This window comes from Cytobacillus sp. BC1816 (assembly GCF_051353635.1).
Taxonomy (GTDB): Bacteria; Bacillota; Bacilli; order Bacillales; family Cytobacillaceae; genus Cytobacillus; species Cytobacillus oceanisediminis_C.
The window spans coordinates 3,278,446-3,303,979 of sequence record NZ_CP195611.1 but is presented as its reverse complement, the minus strand read 5'-3'; the positions used below and the strand labels follow the sequence as shown (position 1 = coordinate 3,303,979).

Annotated in this window: 30 protein-coding genes; 21 read left to right on the top strand and 9 right to left on the bottom strand. The window is 42.0% G+C overall.

Annotated features, from left to right (window positions below; all coding sequences use genetic code 11):
- Positions 1 to 89 precede the first annotated feature (89 nt).
- A complete protein-coding gene (gene eutH, locus ACR42H_RS16720; RefSeq protein WP_436376983.1) occupies positions 90 to 422 on the top strand; it encodes an ethanolamine utilization protein EutH in 333 nt (110 codons plus the stop codon).
- A 93-nt stretch (positions 423 to 515) separates the two neighbouring features.
- Here the strand turns inward: eutH and ACR42H_RS16715 are convergent, their stop codons facing one another.
- Both ACR42H_RS16715 and ACR42H_RS16710 read right to left on the bottom strand, forming a co-directional pair.
- Positions 516 to 1,706, bottom strand: coding sequence for a CynX/NimT family MFS transporter (locus ACR42H_RS16715; RefSeq protein ID WP_436376981.1), 1,191 nt, complete (start codon positions 1,704 to 1,706; stop codon positions 516 to 518).
- Positions 1,707 to 1,955: 249 nt separating this feature from the next.
- Complete coding sequence (locus ACR42H_RS16710; protein ID WP_113881520.1) at positions 1,956 to 2,462, bottom strand: PadR family transcriptional regulator; 507 nt, start codon at positions 2,460 to 2,462, stop codon at positions 1,956 to 1,958.
- Positions 2,463 to 2,536: 74 nt separating this feature from the next.
- Between ACR42H_RS16710 and ACR42H_RS16705 the strand changes: the two genes are divergently transcribed.
- Positions 2,537 to 3,286: an SDR family NAD(P)-dependent oxidoreductase gene (locus tag ACR42H_RS16705; RefSeq protein ID WP_436372016.1), complete on the top strand. Its 750-nt coding sequence runs from the start codon at positions 2,537 to 2,539 to the stop codon at positions 3,284 to 3,286.
- Between the two features lie 98 nt (positions 3,287 to 3,384).
- On the opposite strand, the gene ACR42H_RS16700 is transcribed toward ACR42H_RS16705, so the two are convergent.
- Positions 3,385 to 4,119 carry an SDR family NAD(P)-dependent oxidoreductase gene (locus ACR42H_RS16700; protein ID WP_436372014.1) on the bottom strand — a complete coding sequence of 245 codons (735 nt, stop codon included), beginning with the start codon at positions 4,117 to 4,119 and terminating at the stop codon, positions 3,385 to 3,387.
- 193 nt (positions 4,120 to 4,312) lie between these two features.
- Between ACR42H_RS16700 and ACR42H_RS16695 the strand changes: the two genes are divergently transcribed.
- The 13 genes from ACR42H_RS16695 to ACR42H_RS16635 all read left to right on the top strand — a co-directional run bounded on the left by ACR42H_RS16695 (position 4,313) and on the right by ACR42H_RS16635 (position 13,973).
- On the top strand, positions 4,313 to 4,897 hold the full coding sequence (locus ACR42H_RS16695; protein ID WP_436376979.1) for a TetR family transcriptional regulator: 585 nt from the start codon (positions 4,313 to 4,315) through the stop codon (positions 4,895 to 4,897).
- Positions 4,898 to 4,972: 75 nt separating this feature from the next.
- Positions 4,973 to 5,308, top strand: a complete 336-nt coding sequence (locus ACR42H_RS16690; protein WP_113881524.1) for a DMT family transporter — start codon at positions 4,973 to 4,975, stop codon at positions 5,306 to 5,308.
- The gene (locus ACR42H_RS16685; RefSeq protein ID WP_113881525.1) at positions 5,308 to 5,622 is read left to right on the top strand and encodes a DMT family transporter; all 315 of its coding nucleotides are present in this window, start codon (positions 5,308 to 5,310) and stop codon (positions 5,620 to 5,622) included. Before ACR42H_RS16690 ends, ACR42H_RS16685 begins: the two co-directional genes overlap by 1 nt.
- Positions 5,623 to 5,753: 131 nt before the next feature.
- Positions 5,754 to 6,203, top strand: coding sequence for a MarR family winged helix-turn-helix transcriptional regulator (locus ACR42H_RS16680; RefSeq protein ID WP_113881526.1), 450 nt, complete (start codon positions 5,754 to 5,756; stop codon positions 6,201 to 6,203).
- Between the two features lie 69 nt (positions 6,204 to 6,272).
- Positions 6,273 to 7,652: an FAD-dependent oxidoreductase gene (locus ACR42H_RS16675; RefSeq protein WP_436372011.1), complete on the top strand. Its 1,380-nt coding sequence runs from the start codon at positions 6,273 to 6,275 to the stop codon at positions 7,650 to 7,652.
- 50 nt (positions 7,653 to 7,702) lie between these two features.
- Positions 7,703 to 7,912 (top strand): hypothetical protein, encoded by a 210-nt coding sequence (locus ACR42H_RS16670; RefSeq protein WP_113881528.1) that lies wholly within the window; start codon positions 7,703 to 7,705, stop codon positions 7,910 to 7,912.
- 18 nt (positions 7,913 to 7,930) lie between these two features.
- Positions 7,931 to 9,181, top strand: coding sequence for an MFS transporter (locus ACR42H_RS16665; RefSeq protein ID WP_436372009.1), 1,251 nt, complete (start codon positions 7,931 to 7,933; stop codon positions 9,179 to 9,181).
- 16 nt (positions 9,182 to 9,197) lie between these two features.
- Entirely contained in the window at positions 9,198 to 9,692 is a 495-nt protein-coding gene (locus tag ACR42H_RS16660) for an arsinothricin resistance N-acetyltransferase ArsN1 family A (protein WP_436376978.1), read from the top strand.
- 439 nt (positions 9,693 to 10,131) lie between these two features.
- Complete coding sequence (locus ACR42H_RS16655) at positions 10,132 to 10,476, top strand: ArsR/SmtB family transcription factor (RefSeq protein ID WP_436372007.1); 345 nt, start codon at positions 10,132 to 10,134, stop codon at positions 10,474 to 10,476.
- Positions 10,477 to 10,490: 14 nt separating this feature from the next.
- Positions 10,491 to 11,786, top strand: a complete 1,296-nt coding sequence (locus ACR42H_RS16650) for an arsenic transporter (protein ID WP_436372005.1) — start codon at positions 10,491 to 10,493, stop codon at positions 11,784 to 11,786.
- Between the two features lie 28 nt (positions 11,787 to 11,814).
- Complete coding sequence (arsC, locus tag ACR42H_RS16645; RefSeq protein WP_113881532.1) at positions 11,815 to 12,234, top strand: arsenate reductase (thioredoxin); 420 nt, start codon at positions 11,815 to 11,817, stop codon at positions 12,232 to 12,234.
- Between the two features lie 414 nt (positions 12,235 to 12,648).
- On the top strand, positions 12,649 to 13,005 hold the full coding sequence (locus ACR42H_RS16640) for a DUF5661 family protein (protein ID WP_181782260.1): 357 nt from the start codon (positions 12,649 to 12,651) through the stop codon (positions 13,003 to 13,005).
- Positions 13,006 to 13,127: 122 nt separating this feature from the next.
- Complete coding sequence (locus tag ACR42H_RS16635; protein WP_436372002.1) at positions 13,128 to 13,973, top strand: class I SAM-dependent methyltransferase; 846 nt, start codon at positions 13,128 to 13,130, stop codon at positions 13,971 to 13,973.
- A 55-nt stretch (positions 13,974 to 14,028) separates the two neighbouring features.
- On the opposite strand, the gene ACR42H_RS16630 is transcribed toward ACR42H_RS16635, so the two are convergent.
- The 4 genes from ACR42H_RS16630 to ACR42H_RS16615 are packed head-to-tail and all read right to left on the bottom strand — an operon-like array spanning position 14,029 to position 18,665.
- Positions 14,029 to 14,427: a hypothetical protein gene (locus tag ACR42H_RS16630; RefSeq protein ID WP_436372000.1), complete on the bottom strand. Its 399-nt coding sequence runs from the start codon at positions 14,425 to 14,427 to the stop codon at positions 14,029 to 14,031.
- Positions 14,428 to 14,433: 6 nt separating this feature from the next.
- Positions 14,434 to 15,828: a sensor histidine kinase gene (locus tag ACR42H_RS16625; RefSeq protein ID WP_436371998.1), complete on the bottom strand. Its 1,395-nt coding sequence runs from the start codon at positions 15,826 to 15,828 to the stop codon at positions 14,434 to 14,436.
- Complete coding sequence (locus ACR42H_RS16620) at positions 15,825 to 16,496, bottom strand: response regulator transcription factor (protein WP_436371996.1); 672 nt, start codon at positions 16,494 to 16,496, stop codon at positions 15,825 to 15,827. The genes ACR42H_RS16625 and ACR42H_RS16620 overlap by 4 nt, the downstream gene beginning before the upstream one ends.
- 42 nt (positions 16,497 to 16,538) lie before the next feature.
- Positions 16,539 to 18,665, bottom strand: a complete 2,127-nt coding sequence (locus ACR42H_RS16615; RefSeq protein ID WP_436371995.1) for an MMPL family transporter — start codon at positions 18,663 to 18,665, stop codon at positions 16,539 to 16,541.
- 196 nt (positions 18,666 to 18,861) lie between these two features.
- Here ACR42H_RS16615 and ACR42H_RS16610 point away from each other — a divergent pair, with 196 nt between their 5' ends.
- The 4 genes from ACR42H_RS16610 to ACR42H_RS16595 are packed head-to-tail and all read left to right on the top strand — an operon-like array spanning position 18,862 to position 21,443.
- Positions 18,862 to 19,650 (top strand): hypothetical protein, encoded by a 789-nt coding sequence (locus tag ACR42H_RS16610; RefSeq protein WP_436371993.1) that lies wholly within the window; start codon positions 18,862 to 18,864, stop codon positions 19,648 to 19,650.
- Positions 19,651 to 20,103 carry a hypothetical protein gene (locus ACR42H_RS16605; protein ID WP_113881539.1) on the top strand — a complete coding sequence of 151 codons (453 nt, stop codon included), beginning with the start codon at positions 19,651 to 19,653 and terminating at the stop codon, positions 20,101 to 20,103. It abuts the gene before it with no gap.
- Between the two features lie 27 nt (positions 20,104 to 20,130).
- On the top strand, positions 20,131 to 20,697 hold the full coding sequence (locus ACR42H_RS16600; protein ID WP_436371991.1) for a cysteine hydrolase family protein: 567 nt from the start codon (positions 20,131 to 20,133) through the stop codon (positions 20,695 to 20,697).
- Positions 20,698 to 20,753: 56 nt separating this feature from the next.
- Positions 20,754 to 21,443, top strand: a complete 690-nt coding sequence (locus ACR42H_RS16595) for a YetF domain-containing protein (protein WP_436371989.1) — start codon at positions 20,754 to 20,756, stop codon at positions 21,441 to 21,443.
- Positions 21,444 to 21,468: 25 nt separating this feature from the next.
- Here ACR42H_RS16595 and ACR42H_RS16590 read toward each other — a convergent pair whose 3' ends face one another.
- Positions 21,469 to 22,206: a YqcI/YcgG family protein gene (locus ACR42H_RS16590; protein ID WP_436376976.1), complete on the bottom strand. Its 738-nt coding sequence runs from the start codon at positions 22,204 to 22,206 to the stop codon at positions 21,469 to 21,471.
- A gap of 926 nt (positions 22,207 to 23,132) precedes the next feature.
- Here ACR42H_RS16590 and ACR42H_RS16585 point away from each other — a divergent pair.
- Positions 23,133 to 23,975: an STAS domain-containing protein gene (locus ACR42H_RS16585; protein WP_436371987.1), complete on the top strand. Its 843-nt coding sequence runs from the start codon at positions 23,133 to 23,135 to the stop codon at positions 23,973 to 23,975.
- Between the two features lie 56 nt (positions 23,976 to 24,031).
- Here the strand turns inward: ACR42H_RS16585 and ACR42H_RS16580 are convergent, their stop codons facing one another.
- Positions 24,032 to 24,607, bottom strand: coding sequence for a hypothetical protein (locus ACR42H_RS16580; RefSeq protein ID WP_436371985.1), 576 nt, complete (start codon positions 24,605 to 24,607; stop codon positions 24,032 to 24,034).
- A 327-nt stretch (positions 24,608 to 24,934) separates the two neighbouring features.
- Between ACR42H_RS16580 and ACR42H_RS16575 the strand changes: the two genes are divergently transcribed.
- A complete protein-coding gene (locus tag ACR42H_RS16575) occupies positions 24,935 to 25,480 on the top strand; it encodes a TMEM164-related integral membrane acyltransferase (RefSeq protein ID WP_436371983.1) in 546 nt (181 codons plus the stop codon).
- Positions 25,481 to 25,534: the final 54 nt, after the last annotated feature.

Genomic DNA, 25,534 nt, shown 5'->3' with positions numbered 1-25,534 from the left:
AAAATCATTGAGGTTGTATTAATATCAGGCTTAGTCATTGTGATTTTCCAAACCCTAACAGGAGTAGAACTTTTTAAGACTTAGTTCCTATTCATGAGAGCTTTAAAACCATCGGGGATATTACCATTATGCTTGCCGGTGCATTTCCATTGGTCTTCTTTCTGCAGCATGTGCTGAAAATGCCATTTGAGAAAGCAGGCAATAAAATTGGCCTCACGCATCAATCTCTAGTCGGATTATTATCATCATTGGCCTGCCATGTTCCGATGTTCTCAAAGTTCGACCTTTTTGATGCGAGGGGGAAACTCATCAAAACAGCTTTTGCAGTAAGCGTTTCCTTTGTGATGGGGAGTCATGTTCCCGTGATTTTTGGAAAGCTGACTGCTGGAATTTTAGCCGAATTTATATTTTGTTATGAATGATTAGGTTAGGGATAACAGTATTTTACCCCCTAATATACTGACTGAAAGTAAAACAGCAGCCGGTTCTAATGGACCCGGCTGCTGTTTTATGATTTATGCAATTGTCGAAGCTGTCTTCTTCTGTTTATGGTGCTTATCCTGCAGAACAAATTGAGCTCGGCCTGCCCCAATTCCGGAAATAGTAAAGATGGCAGTAATGACCATAAGGAAGATCAGTGGAACGGTCCAGGTGTGGAACAGGTCATAAAGTGAGCCGATGAGTATCGGTCCTGCCGCGGCAAGCAGGTAGCCGACGGATTGTGCCATTCCTGAAAGACTGGCTGCCTGTTTGGCATTTTCAGCACGAAGGCCGATCAGGGTTAAGGAATGACTGATTGCAGCCCCAAGTCCAATCCCGAGGAGAACGATACTGATGTTAGAGATGATGGCATTGACATTCATCAGGAGCCCCGTTATGCCGGTGAAAGTAAAAATGCCGATGCCAAGAGCAATCCCCTTTTGGTTAGGCAGCCGATCGGCAAGAACCGGAATAATAAAATTAACAGGTAGTCCTGAAAACTGGAAAACCGTTACCATCCATCCAGCGGCGGCTATTTCCCGTCCCTGGCTATGAAGAATTTCGGGGAGCCAGGTGGTGGTGCTGAAATAGACCATTGACTGCAATCCCATAAACAGTGTGACCTGCCAGGCGATGGGTGAAGACCAGATAGAACCCTTTGGTGCAGAGCCTTTAGGTACTCCCGTTTTTTTCTTTCGCAATGTGATCTGAGGAAGCCAGACAATAATGGCGATAAGTATTAAGATGGTCCATATGCCAAGAGAAAGCCTCCATCCCAGGCCAAGGTCTTCTGCAATCGGGATACTGAACCCTGGTGCAAGTCCTGCACAGACCCCCATTGAAAATGTATAAATGCCTGTAAGCAGGCCAACCTTCTGCGGAAACTTTTCTTTGACCATTCCAGGAAGAAGCACATTGCAAAGACCTACGCCTAACCCTATTAAAATAGTTCCTATGTACAAAGGCGGAAGCATTCCCAAAGAACGGGCCGCAATGCCGGCTCCCAAAATAGTCAAACCCAAAAGAATGCTCCATTCACTTCCAAGCTTTTGTGCAATCCTCGGAACAAAAGGAGAGAGCAGGGCGAAGGCAACGAGCGGAAGGGTAGTCAGAAGGCCTGCAGCACTATTGGAAATTCCCGTTTCATCCCTGATTGCTCCGATCAATGGCCCAACTGATGTAATCGCAGGGCGTAAATTAAAAGCCACAAAAATTATGCCGGCCATCAGGAAAAAGGTTTTTGAATCAAATTTTGCTGAACTTCTCAACTAAAGACACTCCTTAAAGGTATTTCAAACATCTTTCGCATTACTAAAAGACAATATTCAGAATAGTATAATTGTTTTCAGGCTAAAAGTACATAGCTTTTAAGCAAAATAGCAATATTTTTACAGTTTATTAGAGAGGGTAAACATGAGGAAACAGCCGGATATATAAATATAAAAAGCAAGGGGAGGCCCCCCTTACTTCTATTTTTAAACTGATTCTAATTCATCGAGAATTTTAGTAAGCCAATTCATATAAAACTCATTTAATCCTTTATAATGCTCCTGGATCAGGTTCGGAATGGCGTCTTGGTACTCATGCTTCACTTCACTTTCTGCCTTCAGCTCGGAGATCCAGGATGTAATATGCTCTGCTGCTGCAGGGACTTCGGGTGATTCGATAAATAATAGGGCTGGATAAAGGGAGCGCGGTTCAGGCATCCGCTTTTTAAACACTTCAATGATCTCTTCTGAAAGCTGATTTTTTCCTTCTTCAGTAATTTGGTAGACAGTACGGCTTGGCCGGTTATTCACCTGTTCCTGCTTTTCCGCCTGGATCCATTTATGCTTTTCGAGTTTGCGGATGGCGTGATATAAATTGCCGTCCGTAACTGGGAATAGCTGATCCCATTTGTGTTCTAAAATGACTTTTTTCATTTCATATGGATGATATTCTTTCTCTTTTAAAAGACCGAGAATTACGATTTGCATGGACATAGCAGCAGCTCCTTTTAATAATTACTTTGCGCAAAGTAATGAATGATTTATAATAAAGATGAGGAGGAGATCATATGAATCTAAAGGACAAAGTTGCATTAATTACTGGCGGTGCCGGCGGCATTGGCAAGGGGATAGCCACAGCCATGCTGAAACATGGCGCTAAAGTCGTGATTGCAGATATCAACCGGGAAGCCGGAGAAGCGGCTGTACAGAAATTAAGCCAGTTTGGATCGATTTATTTTATTGAAAAAGACATATCCCGCAAGGAAAATGCCGTAGAGCTTGTGCAGGAGACAATCTCACAGTATGGAAAATTGGACATCCTTGTCAACAACGCCCATGTTTCCAGACAGATGCCATTTGTGAATACGACACTGGAAGACTTTGAATTATCCTTTAATACAGGATTTTACCCTACTGTCCATTTAATGCAAGCCTCATACGAGCAGCTTAAGAAAAATAAAGGATACGTGATTAACTTTGCTTCAGGTGCCGGTATTTCGGGCCAGGTTAACCAGGCTTCCTATGGATCTGCAAAAGAAGCGATTCGTGGTTTGACGCGAACCGTTGCAAATGAGTGGGCTAAGGATCAGATTAATGTAAATTTAATCTCACCAATTGCTTATACTGAAGGCGTGAAAAATTGGAGTGAGAACTTCCCTGATCAATATGAGCAGGTACTCAATGGAATTCCGCTTGGCCGCATGGGAGATCCTGAAAAGGATATTGGGGAAGCGGCGGTATTCTTAAGCAGCGAAAGCAGTTCCTACATTACCGGGCAGACAATAATGGTAGATGGGGGAACGCAAAAGTTAACTTAAACAAAGAAACTGTCCGCTTGGACAGTTTCTTTGTTTAGGATAGGCTTATCTGCTCTGAAAGTTAGATAACTGTCTAGCTTAATGAGCCTTCCGCTTTTCTATTGTGCGGAAAATCCGCCGTCAATAACTAATTCTGCTCCTGTAATATATGAAGAATCATCTGAAGCAAGGAACAATACAGCGCGTGCCACGTCATCAGCTTCCCCAAGTCTTTGGAGCGGAGTGGCCTGAATTAATCTTTGCAGCACTTCACTGGATTCTGACAGGTTTTCTGTCATTGGCGTTTTAATAACACCAGGGAAGACGGCATTAACCCTGATGCCGAAACGGCCATACTGTGTGCTTGCCGCTCTGGATATGGCTCTGACAGCCCCTTTTGAAGCAGTGTACGTGTTTGTCCCCATTCCAACCATGGCTGTGTAGCTAGAAATATTCACAATACCACCGCTTTGCTGTTTGACCATCTGCGGCAATACATGCTTCATTCCTGCAAATGGCCCGAAACCATTAATGCGCATCATGAGATCCCAATCTTCAATGGTCACCTCATCCATATGCTTCTCACTTGAAATGCCGGCATTATTAATAAGAACATCGATTCTTCCATGATCGGCAACGATTTCTTCCACTGCCTTTTTCCAATCATCCTCTGACATGACATTCAGCAATTTGCCTTCCACTGAATCATTTTGGCTGACAACGTCCAGGAGCTCTTTATTAATGTCGGCTGCAATAACATAAGCGCCTTCTTCAACTAAAAGCTCAGTCATTCGTTTTCCCATTCCGGATGCCCCGCCAGTAACCAATACAATTTTATTATCGAATTTACCCATTATATTTCCCCCTTAATTTATCTTTTTATAAATCGTTTACAAATCAAGTATAATCGAAAATATACTTTGTGCAAAGTAATTAGTTTTGGAAAAATACCAAGTTTTAAGGGACTTTTCATTATTCTTGATAGAAAGGGAAAGGATTGGTATAATGAATGACAGTCAGTCACTAATGGGCAAGGAGGCGATATCCATGCAGGATCTGCCAGATGATAAATACAGTAGAATACTGAACGCTGCTATAGAGGTTATTTCTGATAAAGGCCTTGAAAAATCCTCCGTATCAGAGATCGTAAAGAAAGCAGGCATCGCCCAGGGAACGTTCTATTTATATTTTTCTTCAAAAAGTGATTTGGTTCCTGCGATCGCCAATTCACTTCTCACCAAAATACTGGATCGGATGAAGAGGAAGGTGCAGGGAGCTGAAAGCTTCTGGAGTACGTTAGATGCCGTCATTGATGTGACATTTAAGGTTACAGATGATCATAAAGATATCATAGTACTTGTATACTCAGGACTTGCTGTCAACCATTCCCTTGAAAAATGGGAAGAGGTTTACCGGCCATATTACGAATGGCTTGAGATAGAAATCAGCAAGGCAGTTCAAAAAGAAGAAATTTATGCAGACATTAATGTAAAGTGGACCTCAAGGACCATTATTAACCTTATCGAAAATGCTGCTGAAAGATATTATATTGGCGGCGAGCAGGATGAGTCCCTGACTGTTTATAAAGATGAGCTTTTTAAATTTATCAGGAAATCATTAATCACGGACTAAAATTATTGGACCGCTTCCAATAATTTTTCTTTAAAGAAAAAATGACTGACTGTCATTCATGGGAGTTGAGAGAAAATGAAATGGATGTTAGTATTTGCAGCCGGCATCCTGGAAGTGATGTGGGCTTCAGGTTTAAAATATGCAGATTCAATTCTGGATTGGACGATTACCACTGTGCTGATAGCAGCAAGTTTCATGCTATTGATCCGCTCATATAAGGTAATTCCTGTTGCTGCTGCTTATACTGTATTCGTCGGGATTGGAACTGTAGGCACTTATATTTTAGGTGTGATAATGGGGGAGCCTTTTTCGGTAAATCAAGTATTCTTTCTGATGATATTATTGACTGGGATCATTGGCATGAAGACATTTACGAAACAGGAAAACACTGAAGCGAGAGGTGAATCATAATGGCTTGGGGATTATTGGTCCTGGCGGGGATCGAAGAAGTGATCGCTACAATTGCCATGAAATACATGGATGGAACGAGAAAGAAATGGCCAATCGTTGTTATGGTAGTTGGTTTTATTTTCTCTTTTTTCTGTTTATCCATGGCCATGCAAAGGATTCCAGCAGGTGTGGCCTATGCTATTTGGACAGGAGTGGGGAGTATTGGCATTACGCTGGCTGGTTTGTTTTGGTTTAAAGAAAAATTTGGATATAAGCAATTTATATCCCTGGCATTCATCTTAGTTGGAGTTATTGGGCTGGGGATGACGTCTTAAGGACTATTAAACTATGATAATATGGGAAGCAGACTGGAAATATGCTGGTCTGCTTTTTTTGGTAAAAAAATTTAAAAAATAGTTGCAAACTACAAATAAAAAAACTATAATATAACCAAGAGGTGAAAATAATGGAAAATCTTCGCAGTTTGTTTCAAGTAATGACGCGCCGTTTTGGCTTACTCAATAAAAATTGCTGCAGTGTCGGCGGATGCGATATTTCCCTCATTCAAAGCCATATTCTTTATGAGATTGACAATCAGCATAACCCGTCCATGCAGCAGATTGCAGATACGTTAGGGACGGATATTACTACTTTCAGCAGGCAGGTTCAATCTTTGGTGAAGATGAAGTTAGTTAAGAAAACGCCGGATCCTGCTGATAAGAGAATCAGTATCCTTTCGTTGACTGCTGAAGGCAAATACATTGCAGGTTCAATAGATCAGCAGATGAATTCATTTTTACATGAGGTTTTTTCACAAATGAATGAGTTTGAAAAAGAAACAGTCATCCGCTCAATTCATTTGTTAAATAATGCAATGGCAAAGTCCAGTGCATGCTGCAAGCCAATTCAGGGGTAAAACCCCTGGGTATAATACTTGTATTATGCAAGTAAAATCAATCGAATTTTTGAGAAAAGAGGAGAGAGCATGAATAATCAGAATGAACTTTTTATTGCCAAAGGCTGTTGCACGGCTAAGAAAAACTTGTCAGAAAAGGCTTCACAAAGCAAGGATGAAGGAAGAGAGTTGCCTGTGGCTATAATTGGCGCCGGACCGGTTGGACTGGCAGCTGCTGCACACCTGTCAAGCAGGGGGCAGTCATTTATTCTGCTGGAGTCGGGGGAGCAAGCAGGAGCCAATATTAAAAGCTGGGGACATATTCGGTTATTCTCACCATGGAGATACAATATTGATAAAGCGGCTGCCAGGTTATTAAGCGCCAATGGCTGGGTACAGCCGCAGCTGGAAGCTTTGCCTACAGGGGAGGAGCTTGTTGAACACTATCTAAAGCCGCTGTCCAGGTTACCTGAAATAAAGCCTTTTATTCACTTGAATACGAAAGTTTTGTCAGTGGGCAGAAAAGACACCGATAAAATGAAAACTGCAAACCGGGAAAATACTCCCTTTGTTATCCATGCTGAACAGAATGGCGAGTACAAGACATACGAATCAAAAGCAGTCATTGATGCTGCAGGCATCTGGGGAAATCCAAATCCAGCTTCGTCAAGCGGTATTTGGCTGGCTGAAGAACAGCAGCTGAAGGAAAAAATATTTTATGGAATACCCGATATATTAGGGAGTGAGCAGCATCGGTATAGGAATAAACGGATAGCAGTTGTCGGGGGAGGCCATTCAGCCATTAATGCCTTGCTGGATTTAGCCGCATTGAAAGAGTCTTATCCCGAAACAGATATTCTCTGGATTATGAGAAGAAATCAGGTTGAGGATGCCTACGGAGGAGAAGAAAGGGATGCGCTGGAAGCACGCGGCCGCCTCGGAAGCAGAATCCATCAATTGGTTGATAACGGGCAAGTGATGGCCATTACTCCATTTCGTATCCAGCTGGTCAAAAAGTCAGAAACGGGAATTGAGTTAATAGGCAGTCAAAATGGCAAGCATAGCAGCCTGGATGGAATCGATGAAATGATTGTCAATACAGGAAGCCGTCCGGATTTTTCAATCATAAGTGAACTTCGAACTTCCATTGATTCTTCAACTGAAAGCGTAGATGCATTAGCACCATTAATTGATCCTAATATTCATAGCTGCGGTACGGTTCGCCCGCATGGAGAAAAGGAGTTAAGACAGCCTGAGAAGAATTTATATATCGTGGGTTCAAAAAGTTATGGCCGTGCTCCAACCTTCTTAATGGCGACAGGCTATGAGCAGGTTAGGTCAGTGGCAGCTTATTTAAGCGGTGATTTCGCCGCTGCTGAAAAAGTGGAGCTCGATTTGCCGGAAACGGGTGTTTGCAGCGTTAATCTAAAAAGTTCCTGTGATGAACCTGCATCTTCTTGCTGCAATTAATTAAGGGGAGGGTATTTCTTCCCCTCATGACGAATTTATAGGTGATGACAATGACCATCAATCATGCTGGTGTACTTAAAAAAGAATATTTTATCTCATATATGAAACTAATCATGAATGCTTTCGGATGTTCTGTTGAGGAAGCTAAAGATAAAACGTTTGAAAGGCTGTTTCGATTGCGTGAAATTGAAATGGGGCAGGAAACGTATGCACAATTTCTTTTGGCCTATCGGGATTTAATGAAACATTCGAATGATTAATAAAGGAGAGAACGACTTATGGTTGCTATTAAAAATCATTTATCTTCAAAACCTATAATAATAGTCGCCATAGTCACAGCACTAAGTCTCTTAGGTGATTCCATGCTGTATATTGCCTTGCCTATTTATTGGGAAAATACAGGTCTGGAGTCTATCTGGCAAGTGGGTGTGCTTCTATCCATTAACCGTTTCATACGATTGCCCTTTAATCCAATAGCATGCTGGATATATAAACATATTTCATTAAAGGCTGGCCTTATCATTGCTGTTCTTTTAGGCGGATTCACAACGATAGGTTACGGTGTTGTCGAAGGGTTTACGGCATGGGTGATCCTCCGTGCATTATGGGGGATTGCCTGGTCATTTTTTCGAATAGGCGGATTATCGGTTGTGGCCGTATATGCTGATGCCAATAAGCGGGGAAGTTCCATGGGGTTATATAACGGGCTATACCGAACAGGCAGCCTGGTTGGAATGCTGATTGGCGGCTTGCTCGTTCCGATTATAGGCTTGAGCACGGTTTCAATTTCATTTGGGTTATTATCCCTATTGGGGCTTCCTTTAATGCTGAAGTCTAAAATTAATCAGGATGATGAGACTCCTGAAAAGAAAGATAGAATGGCTAAAGAGACGCCTTTCATTGGAAAGGCAGGATATAAAGCCTGGATTATTGTTTCAGGCTTTCTCATTGCCATGTTATATCAAGGAATAGTGACATCCACACTGAGCTCTTTAATTGAACATTTTTACGGAGAGAGTATATCTATATGGAATGTGGTTATCAGTGTTACATTATTATCTGGCATCATCCAAGCGGTAAGATGGTCGTGGGAACCTTTTCTGGGAAGGACAGTGGGGCACTGGTCTGATGGATCACGGGGGAGACTGCCGATTTTTATCGTTTCTCTAATCTCTGCAGGATTTGTCTTTGGAATGGTATCCATTAGACTTCCATTAGGGCTGTGGATAGCCGTTACTCTTCTAGTAATGGCTGGTGCTACCATATTATCTACCATTCTGGACACGATTGCTCTGGACACAGCTAAAACGGTAAACGTGGTTTCTTTCCTTACGGTATACTCGATCTCTCAAGATGTGGGGGCAGCTTTAGGGCCGGCACTTAGTTACATATTAATCCAATTTGAGGCAGGGTTTACATTTTTGTATTGGGGCGGCTCAATAATCCTGCTTATTTTAGCCATAATTTGGTCAGCTTTAGCAAGGAGGTTGAACACATCAATAAAAAAAGAGATCTATGAATTCTACTAGGGGGGAAACTGAAATGTTGAGTGAGATTGTTATTCGTGAAGCCAGAAAAACAGATTTAGAGGATATTCTGGCGATTTATAATCAGGGAATAGAAGATCGCATCGCTACATTGGAAACAGAGGCAAAAGATCTTTCCTTTATAACAAACTGGTTTGAACAGCGTCAAGGCCGATATAGCGTGCTTGCCGCTGAAAAAGGGGATCAAGTGATTGGGTGGGCTTCCTTGAATCCGTATAACAGCCGCTGTGCTTATGATGGAGTGGCAGATCTATCAGTCTATATCTCCAGGGCATTCAGAGGCAAAAGAGCGGGCGGTAAGCTGCTTTCTGCTCTCGAAATGAATGCAAGAGAAAATAAGTTCCATAAGCTGGTTTTGTTTACTTTTCCATTTAATGGCCTTGGACAGGGACTGTACAAGAAAATGGGGTATCGTGAAGTTGGCATATTTCAAAACCAGGGTGTTTTGGATGGAGAATTTGTTGATGTGATGGCTATGGAAAAACTGCTTTAAATTAGGGTGCGGCTATAGTTTAGCCGTTTTTTTGTGAGGTTTTACTTAAAAGTTCGGTGGGGAAAGAGGTTTGTCCGAAGTTGGACAAAGTCCGGACAGGAATTCCTGGATTTCCTTTTTATCAGACCGAAGTTGGAATAAGTTCAGACAGGATCTCTCAGATTTCTTCCTTGCCTGTCCGAAGGAACGGAAAGCTATCTTTAGTCAGCTCTTCATAGACTCATTCGCCAGTTCGAAAAAGCCTTAAGTAGGGCAGCCACACAAATAAAACGTTTCTGTTCCAATAAGCTCATTTGTCAAAACCAGCAAAACAAAATGAATACGGCGAAAATAAAAAAAGCAAACTATAGGTAAAGATTTTGTAAATAAGAAAAAAAGCATTTACTTATATAAGTAAATTATTATATATTAATATGTGCAAAGCGGAGGTGATAAGATCATGAGAGTGTCCTCAGTTGAAATCGACAAAGCAGCATCCATTTTAAAATTATTAGGCGATAAAACACGGCTCACAATGGTCAAACTTTTAAATAACCATGATTGTTGTGTGTGTGAGTTTGTGGAGATTTTTAAAATGAGCCAGCCAGCCATTAGCCAGCATCTCAGGAAACTAAAAGATGCAGGTGTGGTAAGGGAAACCAGGAGAGGTCAGTGGATTATTTATTCATTGAATCAGGATAATGAATACTACCCATTGGTTCGGACTGTGCTCGATCACCTTCCAAGCCAAGATAATTTATTAGAAGAATTAGAAGAACAGGGATTGCGAATTTCCTGTGAGTAAGAGGGGGGAACACATTGACTCAAATAGTTTTAGCATCGGTGATTTTCTTGGTCACCCTCATATTAGTCATTTGGCAGCCAAAAGGGCTATCGATCGGCTGGTCAGCATGCGGCGGAGCTATCCTGGCCCTAATTGCTGGTGTGGTGGACTTCAATGATGTCATAGATGTTACGTCCATTGTCTGGAATGCCACATTAACCTTTATTGCCATCATCATTATATCTCTTATTTTAGATGAAATCGGGTTTTTCGAGTGGGCCGCTTTACATATGGCGAGAGCGGCAAAGGGCAGCGGAGTGAAGATGTTCATTTACGTTTCGATTTTGGGAGCGGTTGTTGCAGCATTCTTTGCGAATGATGGAGCGGCACTTATTCTCACGCCAATCGTCCTCGCAATGGTCCGGAACCTTCAATTTGAAGAAAAATTGGTTTTTCCGTTTATCATTGCGAGCGGATTTATTGCAGATACAACGTCCCTGCCATTGGTTGTCAGCAACCTTGTCAATATCGTCTCAGCTGACTTTTTTGGCATTGGCTTTGTGGAATATGCGTCCCGCATGATTATTCCGAATTTCTTTTCACTGGCAGCCAGCATTTTAGTCTTATTCTTGTACTTTAGAAAAAGCATACCAAAAAATTATGATTTATCCCATTTGAAGGAACCGGCTGAAGCAGTTCGTGACAGCAAAATGTTCCGATTGTCATGGCTTGTTCTAGGCATCTTATTAATAGGTTATTTTGCAAGTGAATGGATTGGGGTACCCGTTTCATTCATCGCAGGAATCATAACCATTTTCTTCCTGGTTATGGCACAAAGAAGCCCGGCCGTGAATACACGCACTGTCATCAAGGGTGCTCCGTGGGCTATTGTTTTCTTTTCTATTGGCATGTATGTTGTGGTTTACGGATTAAGAAATGCGGGTCTTACAAATGTATTGGCAGACTTGATTCAAATGACAGCTGACCAGGGACTATTCGCGGCAACGATCGGAATGGGATTCATTGCGGCCATCCTTTCTTCTGTCATGAACAATATGCCAACCGTTATGATTGATGCCCTGGCCATTGCTGATACGAATACTAGCGGAATCATGCGTGAAGCCCTTATTTATGCGAACGTGATTGGATCTGATTTAGGTCCGAAAATCACGCCGATTGGTTCTCTTGCAACCCTGCTATGGCTGCATGTATTGTCCCTAAAAGGAGTAAAAATCTCGTGGGGAACGTACTTTAAAACTGGAATTGTTTTAACCATACCAACTTTATTTATAACATTAGTTGGTCTATATATTTGGTTACAGATACTTTAAAAAATTTACCTAAAAGGAGAAATTCAACATGACTAAAAAAACAATCTACTTCCTATGCACAGGCAACTCATGCCGCAGCCAGATGGCGGAAGGATGGGCAAAGCAGCATTTAGGTGAGGACTGGAAGGTTTATAGTGCAGGCATCGAAGCACATGGCTTAAATCCTAACGCTGTAAAAGCAATGAAAGAAGCAGGCATTGATATTTCAAATCAGACTTCTGATATTATTGACCCGGAAATCCTAAATAATGCTGATTTGGTAGTAACGCTTTGCGGAGACGCAGCTGATAAATGCCCAATGACTCCTCCTCATGTGAAGCGCGAACACTGGGGATTCGATGACCCTGCAAAAGCAGAAGGAACAGAAGATGAAAAATGGGCTTTCTTCCAGCGTGTTCGTGATGAAATTGGCGGACGCATTAAAACATTTGCCGAAACTGGAAAGTAAATAATATACTAAAAAACATCCAAGGGAGGGAACAGACATGATGATTACAGACAATGCGCGTGATGAATTAAGAAAAATGCTGGAAGAACAAAATGCCAGCTGCATCCGCATCTTTTTTGACGGCTATGGCTGAGGACAGCCAAGAATAGGACTGGCTCTGGATGAGCCAGCAGCAGATGATATTATAGTCACAATCAATGAAATCAAAGTAGCAATCGACCCTATTATTGAACCAAACACCGAAGACCTTGTTTTAGAGCGAAGCGGGAACGGGAGCGGGATTTCGATGATCGGGAATACGGGAAGATGCTGTTAGTAAAGGGCCTTTTAGGCCCTTTTTTATTTGATCTAGTCCATGCTCCTAAGTAGATCATTCACATACATTATGGTAACTAGCATTGAGGAGTGATGTAGTTGTATTACTCATATAATCCGTATGTACATTCCTTTAATAACTGCCATGTTAACCATCAAGCTTCGCTAAGCAATCATTTCAAAAGAGCAAGAGTAAGCTTTTCCAAGGAGGAAGCGGCAGCCATTGCATTACTGTCAGGAATCGATTTTACGAAAAGCAAGTTTGATTTGAATGAATTCTGGATGGGCGTAAATGTAGAACTTGAACATGGGAAACAGTCAAGCCGAACAGACGTTACAGGAGATGATCCGCTGCTTACGGGAAAAATTGCATTGGCCCATCTTAACGAGTTTCCTGACTATTATCAGAGGTTGAAAGTTCTGGAAGCAGATGCTAAAGCCTATTGGAACAAATGAAATTGAGCTGCTCGCTGGGCAGCTTAATTCTTTTAGCCCATATTGGATCTGGAGAAGGATAATGCCAGAATCTATAGAATTTAACTGTCAGCAGCAAAATTCCCGAAGGAGCAAATAAACCCATGAATGAAAATGAAATAAAAGCTATAGTTGACTGCATGGCCGCGAGCAAAATGGCATATGAAGTACAGATGGTTCAGACGAGGCATCGCATAAAGCTTGTGGATTTCTGGGATATAAAAGCTGAAAGCCGAATTCTGGAAATCGGATGCGGACAGGGAGATACAACCGCGGTGCTGGCTGCCTATACTGGTGAAAAGGGGCTTGTACAAGGGATTGATTCGGCTTCACCTTCATACGGGAGTCCAGTTTCACTCGGTGAATCAGCTGAATACCTGAACCATTCCAGAGTCGGCAAGCAAATTAAATTAGATTTTAATTTAGATATTTTAGATGAGAATGTGGATTTTCAGGAAAACCTCTATGACTATATCGTATTCTCCCACTGTTCATGGTACACGAAATCTTATGCCGAGCTATTAAGGATCCTCGAAAAGGTGAAAAAATGGGGAAAGCAGCTTTGCTTTGCAGAATGGAGCACCGAAATAAACACAATCGAACAATATCCGCATTTATTATCAATCCTCATTCAGGCACAATATGAAGCCTTTAAACAAGAAAGTGATTCTAATGTGAGAACTCTGCTGACTCCCGGCGATTTGAGGGATATTGCGGGACAAGCAGGATGGCGAATCATAAAGGATTCTAACATAGATTCCCCTGATTTGCAGGACGGCCTTTGGGAAATAGATAAGGTGCTGATGGACTTTAACGATGAAATAAAGGGAGTAAAGAATATGCCGGAAAAAATAACAGATCTTCTGCATTCTGAGGTTTCGATGCTGAGAGCGCTAACAGAATCAAGAGAAGTTAAGCCTCTATCCGTATATAGCTTTATAGCTGAATAGCTGACAAAAAAAGAGCAATGCAGCCTCTAAAACAGGATTGCATTGCTCTTCTAACTTAACGTTCTGATGTTTTTTCAGTCAAAAAGGTAATCGCCACAAACAGTGCAAAGGCTAGCAGCAGCAAGGTTCCGCCCGCGATGAAGAAGATCAGAACAAAGGTATCCCCTAAATTAAACGGATTTAATGTGTACATCCACATTCCGATTGTCAATCCGAGTGCTCCTGCCATTCCAAGTATGCTGTGAATGGAAACGAGCTTTTTATATTTTACACGGTATACTTTATAAAAGATTCCCCATGCAAATACAGAAAGCCATCCTACCAGCAGGATGTGGGCGTGAATAGGCCTTAAAGAATAATCCATCTGCCCGGACATATGCGATCCAAGATAGGTCCCGATAATGCCAAAGATGGCTGCAAATCTTATTAATCTGATGCTCCATTGTTGTTCCATAGTTTTTTATTCCTCCCGTTGTTTCTCCCTGAAAAATGTGATGGTAAAAGAGGTTCCTTTGCCAGCCTGGCTGACTGCCTTTATTTCCCCATAATGCAGTTCAATAATCTGTTTCACAATCGAAAGCCCGAGTCCTGTGCCATCTCTTTTTCTTGCCGAGTCCACCCGGTAAAAACGGTCGAAAATCTGGCTGATTGTATCCTCGGATATTCCAATCCCGGTGTCTTTAAAAACAACTTCAATCGCTGTTTCAGTTTGAGACAAGCTGATTAAAATGCTCCCGCCATGAGAGTTATATTTTATCGCATTCGTCAGCAGATTGTCCCAGATATTCACCATCAGCTCTGGATCCCCCTTGAAAATGACAGGCGCAAGCTTATAGGAAACCTCAATCTCTTTTTCTTCCAGCCGCCATTGATGCCTGCGGATGGTTTCCTTGATCTGATCGTCCAGTTTCACTTCCGAAAGCTTCATCGGATATGATTTCTGGTCAAGGGAAGTCAAAAGCAAAAGCTGTTTGGTCAGGTTGGAGAGCCGCTTGGACTCCTGATCGATGATCTGCACATATTCGAAATGTTCTTCTGCAGACAGTTTCTGTGTCTGCAGAAGTTCTGCATATCCTTGAATATTCATAAGAGGGGACTGAAAGTCATGAGACACATTGTTGATGAATGACTTGCGGGCCTCGTCATTGTGCTGCAGCTGCTCCTGCATGCGGCTAAAGCTTTCTGCCAGCTGTCCAATTTCATCTCTGCGAGCAATATTCAATGGGAAGTTGAAATTTTCCCGTGTGATTTCCCTGGTTGCTTCCGTCAGCTTCGTGATCGGCTTGATAAGGTGCTTGGCGAACCAGATCACTCCGGTGATGCTGACAACAGCAATGGCGACAAAGAACCATGCGAAAATCATATGAATGTCCGAGAAAAGCAGCTTATTATTCGGGCGAAGAAATAGCCCGTAATTCTGGTCGTTCATAGTAAAAGGGACACCGACGGTATTTTCCAGATCGTTTGAAAAATGGCCCATCATCAGAAATTGGCCGGCAAAGCTATCCATACCATGATAAACATCATGATCGGTCAGGACTTTGGCAGCTTCCTCTGGCAATTCTGTCTTATTGAACGGCTGCCCGAAGAATTCCCCTTCACCTGATTCAGTTACGATATAGATCTGATAGCCGAGCTTGCTCATGGAATTTAAGTAAGTTTCATAAGTAGGGCCCGAGGAATGCATATTCTCCAGACCATGAGCGATTTCCTCTGCAATTACAACATTTTGTCTGTCGATTTTCCCCTTTGTTGAAGTCATATAGACCCAATTGGTTAAAATGAAGGAAAGCACGATGCTAATGGCTAAAATCACAAGTGTGGCTGCAATGAATTTCCGGTAGAGGGTTTTCATTTTATTTCCTCAAGCTTATACCCGATTCCGCGAACAGTCTGGATTTCAACGCTTGCGCCATATTTTTTCAAACGGTCGCGAATCCGGTTGATATGGGTATTTAAAGTCTGTTCGCTGCCCTCATAATCCGCTCCCCAAGCCTGTTCGATCAATGCAGCGCGCTGTGTGATTTTATTTTTTCGTGCCGAAAGTAAGCTTAGCAGCTCAAATTCCTTTAATGGAAAAAGGATGGTCTCCTGATCGATTTCCACTTCAAAGCTTTTTCTGTCCATTAACAGGTTTCCGGCTTTGACGACTGTTTCCATTGCCCGCTCAGCTCTTCTTAACACCACGGCTACCCGGAAAAGGAGCTCCTTCACTTCAAACGGCTTTACAATATAATCTTCAGATCCGGCTAAGAATCCCAGTTCTTTATCACACAGCTGTCCCTTCGCCGTTAATAGGATAACAGGGATTCCGAAGTCCTTAGTCAGAAGCCTGGTGAGTTCGAAACCGTCCATACCAGGCATCATGACATCGACAACTGCTAAATCTGCGGTTTGTTCCTCTAAAAGTGCTAGAGCTTCCTGTGCATTGTGTGCGCGCAGGACCTGATAGCCCTCATGATTTAGATGGATTGTGACGAGTTTTTGTATATTTACATCATCGTCTACGACAAGTATCTTCATATCAGGGCCTCCTCACAGGGGAATAGGGAGGTGACCCTCTCCCTATTCCGAAATTTTTTGCCGGGAAGTCTCCTTGTCTTTTTCAAAAAACAGAATTAATGCCGGAAGCAGCATTCCTCTAACAAGGAAGGTGTCAATCAATATTCCCATGGCAACGATGAATCCAAAAACGAATAGGTCCGCTATCGGCATGGTCATCAGGGCAGCAAATGTAGCTGCCAGAATGAGGCCAGCTGAAGAAATGACGCCTCCGGTATTCCGGATGGCAATTTCAAGAGCGTCCTTGATTCTATGTGTCTTCCTTTCCTCGATAAAGCGTGAAACAAGGATGATGTTATAATCAATGCCCAATGCTACAAGGAAAATGAATGAATAAACAGGAACACGCGAACTGATGGATTCAAAGCCGAATAATACATCAACAAGGAATATCCCCAGTCCTAAAGCTGAGACAAATGAAAGCAGAATGGTTGCCATCATATAGATCGGCATCTTTATGGATTTCGTAAGCGCAAATAACAGCGCAAGAATCAGAACCGTCTCCAGCAGAACAATTTTTATTATATCACCGTTGTTGATATCCTGTTCGTCCACTATTTTCGCAGTGACCCCGCTGTAGTAAGATTCAGCTTCCACGCCGGCTTCTTTCAGCAGCTCCGGTGTGTCGTCACGCAATTTTTCCATAAAGGTTATGGCTTCAGCCGAATAGGGATTAATGGATAAAGCGACACTGATTTTAGCAGCCTTGCCGTCTTCTGAATATGCTGAAAGGCGGACAGAGGCTATTTCATCATATCCCTGCAGCTTATCAGATATTGCATTTGCATCGGTTTCTTCCAATTTTTGATCACTGACAATCAGAAGTGTCGAAGGAGCCAGTTCTCCTTTGTCAAATCTGGATTCCACAATTTCATAGCCGACACGGGACGGCAGGTCATCCGGGAATTTTTTTACCATATCAAATTCATAATCTAGGTTAAAGATAATAAGCGCTGTGATGAGCATAAAAATGCCGACCATACCGCCAGAGAGACCAGGCTTATTCACCACAAATCTGGCAAGCGGTCCCCAGACTTTATGTTTAACTTCCGTTTCCGTTCCGTATTGAGGAACTTTCGGCCAAAAAGCCTTACGCCCGAACAGGGTGAATAAAGCAGGAACCAGCGTAACGGACGCGAGCATGATAAAGAACATGGCAGTTCCAAAAATAGGAGCAAAGTTCTGATAATCCCGGAAATCCGCGAAGAACAGAACCAGCATAGCAGCAAGAACGGTTCCGCCCGCAAAGAAAACAGGCTCGCCTGTTGCGCGCATCGCATGCTTCATCGCTATATATTTGTTTTCGTAATGGTTGAGCTCCTCCCGATAACGGGAGAAAACAAATAATGAATAATCAATGACAGCAGCAAACAGCAAAATACTCATGATCGAGGTTGTCTGGTTATTGACCTCAAGTCCGCCAGCACCCATTAAAGCTATGCTCTGGTTTACGACCTGGTAGACAATCGCCGTTGCCAGAAGCGGTATAACTGCAAGCAATGGTGAGCGGTAAATCGCTATAAGCAATACTAGAATGATAAGAACGGTGGCAATCAGCAGAACAAAGTCCGCCTGTTCAAAAAGTTTAACCGTGTCTCCCGCTATACCGGCCGGGCCAGTAATATAAAACGCAGTACTCTCGAGATCCTCTGCAATTTTATTGCCTGTTTCAGAAGCATGGTCGTTAATTTCGGAATACTGGTCATTGCCAAGTCCGTTTTCAAGCTCCATCGGCACAATCATCGTGGACTTGTCTTCAGAAATGAAAGAACCCAAGGCTTGAGGAGGAAGCTTGCTGATATCGATAATCGTCTTGATTCCATCGATGTCCTCCAGCGCGATTCCTTCTAATATCTGTTTAGCTTCTTCGATATTCACCTCGCCATTTTCATTATGGAAAACCAGGATGCCTGGAGTTCCTTGTTTGTTTGGAAAATATTCCTCGGTTTTATTTTCGGCAATAATGGATTTCGCCTCATCAGGAAGTGACTGGAAATTATTTGTTTTATAATCGCCAAGCTTTGGACCTGCACTTAAGCCAATCATCAGCACAAGCCAGGCGATAATGGTAATCCACATTCCCGGTTTGGTGGAAACCCAATCTGTAATCGAATGCAGCAGTTTTTTCACATGAATGCCTCCTAAATTTATTTCAATGCCTATCTTACAAAATGAAAATAAACTTAAGATCAACTTTTGTTTACAGTTGAATGGTGAGGGCACAAGGTAATGATTTTGCATTGAACTAGCATACTGGATAAAGTATGAAAAAAATCTTTTTGCAGAAAATAGCCATAATGATTTTCGCTGTCTTGGGAGGAGAATTATGGCTCTTATATTCAGGAACCAGAAAGAGGCTTCAAAGCTTTCCCATTTAAGTATTTTTGGTACAACACAAATCCATTTGCGGAATCCATATATTATCGCAATGTGGTCAGTGGTGTTTCCAGGTTATGGACATCTGCTATTAAACAAATTTTTGAGGGGGTTTTCCCTGGTTATTTGGGAATTATTTATAAACCAAATGATCCATTTGAATTCAGCAATGGTTTATAGCTTCATAGGGGATATTCAAAAAGCAAAAGAGGTAATAGATATCAGATACATGCACCTGTATATTCCTGTATATATTTTCGCCATCTGGGATAGTTACCGGACGACTGTAGACATGAATAAAATTTTTCTGCTGAACGAAAAAGACGCTAAGGCAATTGAGCGATTAGTGATAAAACCATTTGAAATCAATTACCTGGATAAGAGAGACCCAATATCCGCTGTTCTTTGGTCAATGACCATCCCAAGCGTTGGCCAATTGTACATCCACAGAATTTTCAGCGCTTTTTTTACATTGGTTATGACGGTTGTACTTGTGCATTTTTCTCATTTTATTGAAGCATTCCATTACCTGCTGATAGGGGATCTTAAAAAATCATCTCAAGTGTTAAATGCACAGTGGCTGCTTTATCTGCCTTCATTTTATTTTTTTACAATTTATGATACCTATATGAATGTTGTTGAAAACAATAAATTATACGATACCGAGCAGAAGAAGTTTTTGAGAAAGTATTACCAATCGAATTCATTCCATTTAAAGAAAGGCATGAAGGTGAAGTAAATGCAGGTATTTGCAACATTTGACCATTCACCCTATCTTGAACTTGCAATCAGGAAGCTGGAACAGCAGGGAATAACCGACATATACTCGGTCCCGCTGGATAATCGGACGGAAGAACCAAGGATGATAGACTCGATTCACCAGTCAGATGGAGTATCACTTATAAATAAAGGGATGGTACTGGCGGTAATGTTCTCGGTTGTTGGAGCCAGCAGAGGATTTATATTGGAATGGGGGCCAATTTATTGGGGCATGATTGGGGCTGCGGCCGGATTTCTGCTTGGCTTTGCGATTGATTTCATCCTTTTAAAGCTAAGGACTAGAAATAAGCGGCTGTTAAAAGGAGCAAAGTCAGAGGTTATTCTTATTATTGGCTGCCAGGAAGAAGAAGGGAAACAGGTTGAAGCGATCCTCTGGGAGCATCTTGCAAACGCAGTCGCCAGAGTAAAATAAATAAATATCCTTTTTGGAGGACATGAGATGATTCAATTTGCTAATGCACCAGCATTAATGGTATTAGATATGCAAAAAGGCTTTGATGATCCGTATTGGGGGAAGCGAAACAATCCCCAGGCTGAAAACAATGCGTTCCGCCTGCTGACAGAATGGAGGAAACGGCAGTGGCCCATTTGCTTTTCAAAGCACTTGTCTCTGGACCCGCAATCACCTCTTTTTCATAAAAATGAGCAGGGAATTCAATTTAAAGACCTATTGGCTCCTAAAGCAGGGGAAAAGGTTTTTACAAAGAATGTGAACAGTGCATTCATAGGCACGGAGCTTGAGATCCATCTTCGGCAGAGGGGGATCAAGTCTGTTGTCATCACCGGCCTGTCAACACAGCATTGTGTTTCAACTACAGCCAGAATGAGCGGAAATCTTGGCTTTGTTACCTATTTGGTGTCGGATGCGATTGCCGCTTTTGAAATCACCGATCATCTGGGGACAGTCCATCCCGCGGAAACGGTACAAGAATTGGAGCTGGCTGCTTTGCATAAAGAGTTTGCAGTGATTGTGACAGCCGATGAAGTGATAGGGGAATTGATTTAAAGGGCTCTGGCAGCTGTTCTGAAGGCGCAGGCCCATAATGTGTGGGGTGAATTTTTATGACGGTAAACGAGACGATCCTTCGTGTAACTATCTCATTTCTAGTACTTTTCTTATTAGCCAGACTGATGGGACGCAAGGAAATTGGGCAAATGACCTTTTTCAACTGGGCTACAGCCATTGGAATCGGGTCTATCGCCGGAAATCTTGCTGTGAATGAGAGTACCCGCATTAAAGATGGAGTAATTGCACTGATTGTCTGGACACTTTTTACAATCCTTATGGACATGATTGACCTTAAGTCGAAACAGGGGAGGACAGTCACAACAGGTGAGCCATTAATAGTCATAAAAGCTGGCAGGATAATGGAAAGGGCGCTCAAAATATCGAGGGTGGATCTGGATGAACTGCAGGCGTTATTAAGGCAAAAGGACATATTTTCCCTTAACGATGTCGATTACGCGATCCTGGAAACAAACGGAGAGCTGTCCGTTTTGAAAAAGGAAAGTCAACAGCCTGTTACCAAAAATGATTTAAATATTATGAGTTCAATAAAAGATCTCATTCCTTTACCTACAGAAGTCATAGCAGATGGAAAGGTCAATTCAAAAAATCTTTCTAAATTAAAATTAGACAACAACTGGCTTGACAGGGAACTGCAAAAAGCGAAGATTCACTCATCCGAAGATGTATTTTTTGCACAAGTCCAGCAGGATGGCACTCTTTATATCAATAGAAAAAACAAATAGAGAACAGAAGCGGCTTCTGTCCTCCTTATTTATTCTTGAAGGTTTCCAGCAAACGATGAAAGGGGCATTTAGAGATCGTGGTGTCATCATCCCGCAGAAAATATTGTTTCCATTCGAAGTTGTCATCGGCTCCATAACTGTTCAAATCCGGGTGTATCGTAATGCTGTCATATTTTTGAAGCCGTTTGCGGACCTGACTTTTAATTCGTGATGCTAAGCGTCCTTTTTTCATAAACTCTTGCAGTACCCACCTCGGTGTGATGGCGAGCATCATCGTATCAAAATGCCGGCTCTGCCGATTTTTATGCGCAGGGGTGGCACAATAGACAAAGTACTTTTCTCCGTGAAAGCAAAACTCCCAAAGTGGATCATGCGGGTCAATTGGGATTTCGTTTGGCCACTCAGCATTATCCATCCCAGCTAACCCTGTGAGCTGTTCCCAAAAGAGCTGTTCATATTCCTCCACACTCAATTTATCCATTGTTTTGTAAAAAATGATCAGCGAAGTGTAGCTTCCGAACTCTCTTGAATGTACAGAGAATTCCTTTAGTATGGCTGCGGTTTGCTGAATGGCGGCCGGATCCCTTGGGTCATCTGCAAACCCATAACGGAGCTGGTTATTGGCAAACCCGATAGTTGCAGGTATGCAGGGAAAAGGCCTTTCTTTATCCGTCATCTTTGTCTGAAATCTATCAATAGCAAGCTGCTGCCAATCTTCTAAACTATGCATACCGGAGGAGTTCGCAGTATATAGACTGTTGATCTTAGTCACCCCCTTCTGACTCCTACACTATATTCAAAATGGGATAAGGCAGGTGAGTGTCCATTGTGAAAATGGGCGGACAGAGGTGGTGACGGCATGTGGCGTTGTGGGTTTTGCGGGGGATAGCGACGAGAAATAGGAGTGGGCTGGGAAATCGCAGCCAGGGACACAGCGATAACGACGAATAATCCATAGATCAGGAAAAGTGGTAAAAAATCAGAGCGAATAACGACGAAAAAAGCGGAGTGCTCAACGAAACTGGTAGTTAAACAGGATGAATAACGACGATAATCGGAAAGCTCAGCAAGAATGGTAGTTAATCAGAGCGAATAACACCGAAAAAGCGGAGTCCTCAACGAAACTGGTAGTTAAACAGAGCGAATAACGACGAAAAAGCGAAATGCTCAGCGAAACTGGTAGTTAATCAGAGCAAATAACGACGAAAAAGCGAAATGCTCAGCGAAACTGGTAGTTAAACAGAGCGAATAACGACGAAAAAGCGAAATGCTCAGCGAAACTGGTAGTTAAACAGAGCTAATAACGACGAAAAAGCGGAATGCTCAGCGAAACTGGTAGTTAAACAGAGCGAATAACGACGAAAAAGCGAAATGCCCAGCGAAACTGGTAGTTAAACAGAGTGAATAACGACGAAAAAGCGGAATGCCCAGCGAAACTGGTAGTTAAACAGAGCGAATAACGACGAAAAAACGGAATGCTCAGCTAAAATGGTAGTTAATCGAAATGAATAACGACGATAAGGCCGCGAACCAAAGAAAATTCACAGTTAATCACCACTCTTCCTCACTTAACTCCAATAATTTTAAATTCAGATGTTTATTCAAAAACATGCCCGGGTAAAGAGATATGTTTAGGATGAATCGGACCCATTCTTAATAGATTAAATCAAAGTACTATAGGGGGAGAACATGAGTAATCAGATGCGTCTTTTAGGGGAAAAGATTTTAAGAGAGAAAGATATGATAGCAGAAAAACTGCATAAGGATCGAATGAGCGATGTTGGGATGACGGAAATCGAGAGAATGCAGGCTGACAAAATGGAAGCGCAGATTATTCATATTCGTGCTGAGTTTATTGGATTGTTCGGTGAAGCATTGCTGAACCATGATAATAAAGATAAAATGATGCAAAAGATTGAGAAATGGTGCAAGGAGACAGGAGAGTATTTCTTTAAGCTTGGAATCCCCTTGGATGAAGCGTTAAAGGATGCGGGTTTTTATAGGAAACATATCTGGAAATCTTTAGAGGAATCTATGATGGAGCTTGAGATGCCAGCATCAGAGGTTTTTAAGGTAATCTATTTGATAGATCCCCTGCTGGATCATTCCATCCATTGTTTCAGCATGTCTTATGTTAAATACCATCAGGTAACACTCGAAAATGCAAAGCAGGCTTTTCTTGAGTTATCAGTCCCGGTTGTCCCGCTTTCAAAAGGAGTTGGCATCCTGCCGCTAATTGGCAACATTGATACAGAGAGAGCGCGGCTTCTGATGGAAGAAACGTTAAAGCAGTCTGCGAACCTGAAGCTGTCGCATTTAATTTTAGACATTTCAGGCGTGATGATTGTTGATACGATGGTGGCAGATCAGCTGTTTAAAGTAATTGAAGCACTCGCACTGATTGGGGTAAAAACGATTATTACCGGAATCCGTCCAGAAGTGGCCCAGACGATTGTCTCGCTCGGCATAAAGCTTAATGGCATTCAGGTAAAAGCCAATGTGTATCAGGCTTTTGAAGAACTGCATGGGTGAGGAAAGAAAAATAGCAGAGTAATTCGAAATGAATTTACTCTGCTATTTTTTTGATTTTACAGATTGGGTTTTCTTGCCCAAAAATTGATATAAAGGTTTGAAAGAGTAATCTCAACAGCCTCTTCATTTTCGGGATCAACATCTGAAGCATATAAATAGAAACTGAATTCATCCCCATCCTTGTATTTTAATGGAGCTGAGCCCGCAGGAAATAATTCAAATGTTCTTCCCTGATAAGCTGCAGTAGCTTTTGCCTGCAGGATATCTGTATATCCATTATTTTGTCTGGCGTGTTCAATTCCGGAAACCAAGGTTGCCCCACTGAAATTATAGTTACCGCTGGAGCGAAAAACCACCTGATAATTTGAATTTGTGTCGATAAATACCTCTGAAACGTAAATCTTATTGTTTTCTTCCTCATAAAGAACCTTTCCCTCATTTTTTTCCAAATTGCTTAAACTTATTTTTACAGTGTAATTACCTTCAACAGGATAGGCTTGAGTAAAAATATCCCCAGCATCTTCCGAAACAGCCTTTATTCCATGTATCCAGATTCCGAAGAAGCCGGTTATCCAAAGGAAACCAAGTAAAGCAACGACGTTAATGAACAAAAGAGGAGACTTAAAATTCATTACAATCCCCTTACCCTTTTACTAAAAGATTAACATAATTTTCCTTATTGGCGGGCATAAAATCCGGTTTTTCCGCATATTAACCGTGTTAATTTTCCTCACTGTGAATACAATGAATCAAACAGCACTTCAATGCCTATTGAGGGGTGATGACATCATGTTTTCGGTAACGGGTATGCAGGGGTTTGAAATGTTTTCGGTTATGCACCTGGTTACACTGTTTCTTTTCTTTTTTACCGCCTGGTGGCTTGTATATTACAGGCAGGCGCTAAGGGCCTATCATAAAATTATAAATGGTCGCTGTTTGGTGCACTGCTGGCTTGTGAAGTGACGCATCATATATGGCTGATTCTGACAAATCAGTGGGATGTGGCAGATCTGCCGCTCCAGCTTTGCTCTTTGAGCACTTTCATTGCTCTTTACTTGTTTTTAAAGCCTGCTGAAAAGGCTTTTTGGCTGCTTTATTTTATTGGAACAATACCTCCCATTTTAAGCATGGTGACACCTGATATGGTTTACCAATTTCCTCATTACCGCTACATCAAATACTTTCTTCATCATTCAGCCATTCCGCTTGCCGTATTATATTTTATTCTGTTTGAAGGATACAGGGTGCCTAAAAAAGCAGTGCTGACAGTCTTTTTAACACTCAACGTAATTGCGGTGCCAGTCTTCTTTTTAAATAAGCTGCTTGGTACTAATTTCTTTTATTTGGCCAGCCCGACAGAAACTAAAACGCTACTGTCGTTTTTCGGGAACGGTGTCTGGTACTATGCAGCACTTGAAGCTGCTGCGCTGATTGTCTTTTTTATTACCTATTTACCGATGCATTACATGCAGGCAGCCGAACAAAAAAGGGTCCGGGGAAAATGAAAGCCTTATTCCTGCAGGGATTAAGGCTTTTTTCTTTAAAACATATATAATATA

What these genes read in the sequence shown, in the direction of transcription:
- ACR42H_RS16715 (WP_436376981.1), bottom strand. Translation starts at nt 1,706, where the DNA reads ATGGCCGGCATAATTTTTGTGGCTTTTAATTTACGCCCTGCGATTACA.
- ACR42H_RS16710 (WP_113881520.1), bottom strand. Translation starts at nt 2,462, where the DNA reads ATGTCCATGCAAATCGTAATTCTCGGTCTTTTAAAAGAGAAAGAATAT.
- ACR42H_RS16705 (WP_436372016.1), top strand. Translation starts at nt 2,537, where the DNA reads ATGAATCTAAAGGACAAAGTTGCATTAATTACTGGCGGTGCCGGCGGC.
- ACR42H_RS16700 (WP_436372014.1), bottom strand. Translation starts at nt 4,119, where the DNA reads ATGGGTAAATTCGATAATAAAATTGTATTGGTTACTGGCGGGGCATCC.
- ACR42H_RS16695 (WP_436376979.1), top strand. Translation starts at nt 4,313, where the DNA reads ATGCAGGATCTGCCAGATGATAAATACAGTAGAATACTGAACGCTGCT.
- ACR42H_RS16690 (WP_113881524.1), top strand. Translation starts at nt 4,973, where the DNA reads ATGAAATGGATGTTAGTATTTGCAGCCGGCATCCTGGAAGTGATGTGG.
- ACR42H_RS16685 (WP_113881525.1), top strand. Translation starts at nt 5,308, where the DNA reads ATGGCTTGGGGATTATTGGTCCTGGCGGGGATCGAAGAAGTGATCGCT.
- ACR42H_RS16680 (WP_113881526.1), top strand. Translation starts at nt 5,754, where the DNA reads ATGGAAAATCTTCGCAGTTTGTTTCAAGTAATGACGCGCCGTTTTGGC.
- ACR42H_RS16675 (WP_436372011.1), top strand. Translation starts at nt 6,273, where the DNA reads ATGAATAATCAGAATGAACTTTTTATTGCCAAAGGCTGTTGCACGGCT.
- ACR42H_RS16670 (WP_113881528.1), top strand. Translation starts at nt 7,703, where the DNA reads ATGACCATCAATCATGCTGGTGTACTTAAAAAAGAATATTTTATCTCA.
- ACR42H_RS16665 (WP_436372009.1), top strand. Translation starts at nt 7,931, where the DNA reads ATGGTTGCTATTAAAAATCATTTATCTTCAAAACCTATAATAATAGTC.
- ACR42H_RS16655 (WP_436372007.1), top strand. Translation starts at nt 10,132, where the DNA reads ATGAGAGTGTCCTCAGTTGAAATCGACAAAGCAGCATCCATTTTAAAA.
- arsC (WP_113881532.1), top strand. Translation starts at nt 11,815, where the DNA reads ATGACTAAAAAAACAATCTACTTCCTATGCACAGGCAACTCATGCCGC.
- ACR42H_RS16635 (WP_436372002.1), top strand. Translation starts at nt 13,128, where the DNA reads ATGAATGAAAATGAAATAAAAGCTATAGTTGACTGCATGGCCGCGAGC.
- ACR42H_RS16630 (WP_436372000.1), bottom strand. Translation starts at nt 14,427, where the DNA reads ATGGAACAACAATGGAGCATCAGATTAATAAGATTTGCAGCCATCTTT.
- ACR42H_RS16625 (WP_436371998.1), bottom strand. Translation starts at nt 15,828, where the DNA reads ATGAAAACCCTCTACCGGAAATTCATTGCAGCCACACTTGTGATTTTA.
- ACR42H_RS16620 (WP_436371996.1), bottom strand. Translation starts at nt 16,496, where the DNA reads ATGAAGATACTTGTCGTAGACGATGATGTAAATATACAAAAACTCGTC.
- ACR42H_RS16610 (WP_436371993.1), top strand. Translation starts at nt 18,862, where the DNA reads ATGGCTCTTATATTCAGGAACCAGAAAGAGGCTTCAAAGCTTTCCCAT.
- ACR42H_RS16605 (WP_113881539.1), top strand. Translation starts at nt 19,651, where the DNA reads ATGCAGGTATTTGCAACATTTGACCATTCACCCTATCTTGAACTTGCA.
- ACR42H_RS16600 (WP_436371991.1), top strand. Translation starts at nt 20,131, where the DNA reads ATGATTCAATTTGCTAATGCACCAGCATTAATGGTATTAGATATGCAA.
- ACR42H_RS16595 (WP_436371989.1), top strand. Translation starts at nt 20,754, where the DNA reads ATGACGGTAAACGAGACGATCCTTCGTGTAACTATCTCATTTCTAGTA.
- ACR42H_RS16585 (WP_436371987.1), top strand. Translation starts at nt 23,133, where the DNA reads ATGAGTAATCAGATGCGTCTTTTAGGGGAAAAGATTTTAAGAGAGAAA.
- ACR42H_RS16580 (WP_436371985.1), bottom strand. Translation starts at nt 24,607, where the DNA reads ATGAATTTTAAGTCTCCTCTTTTGTTCATTAACGTCGTTGCTTTACTT.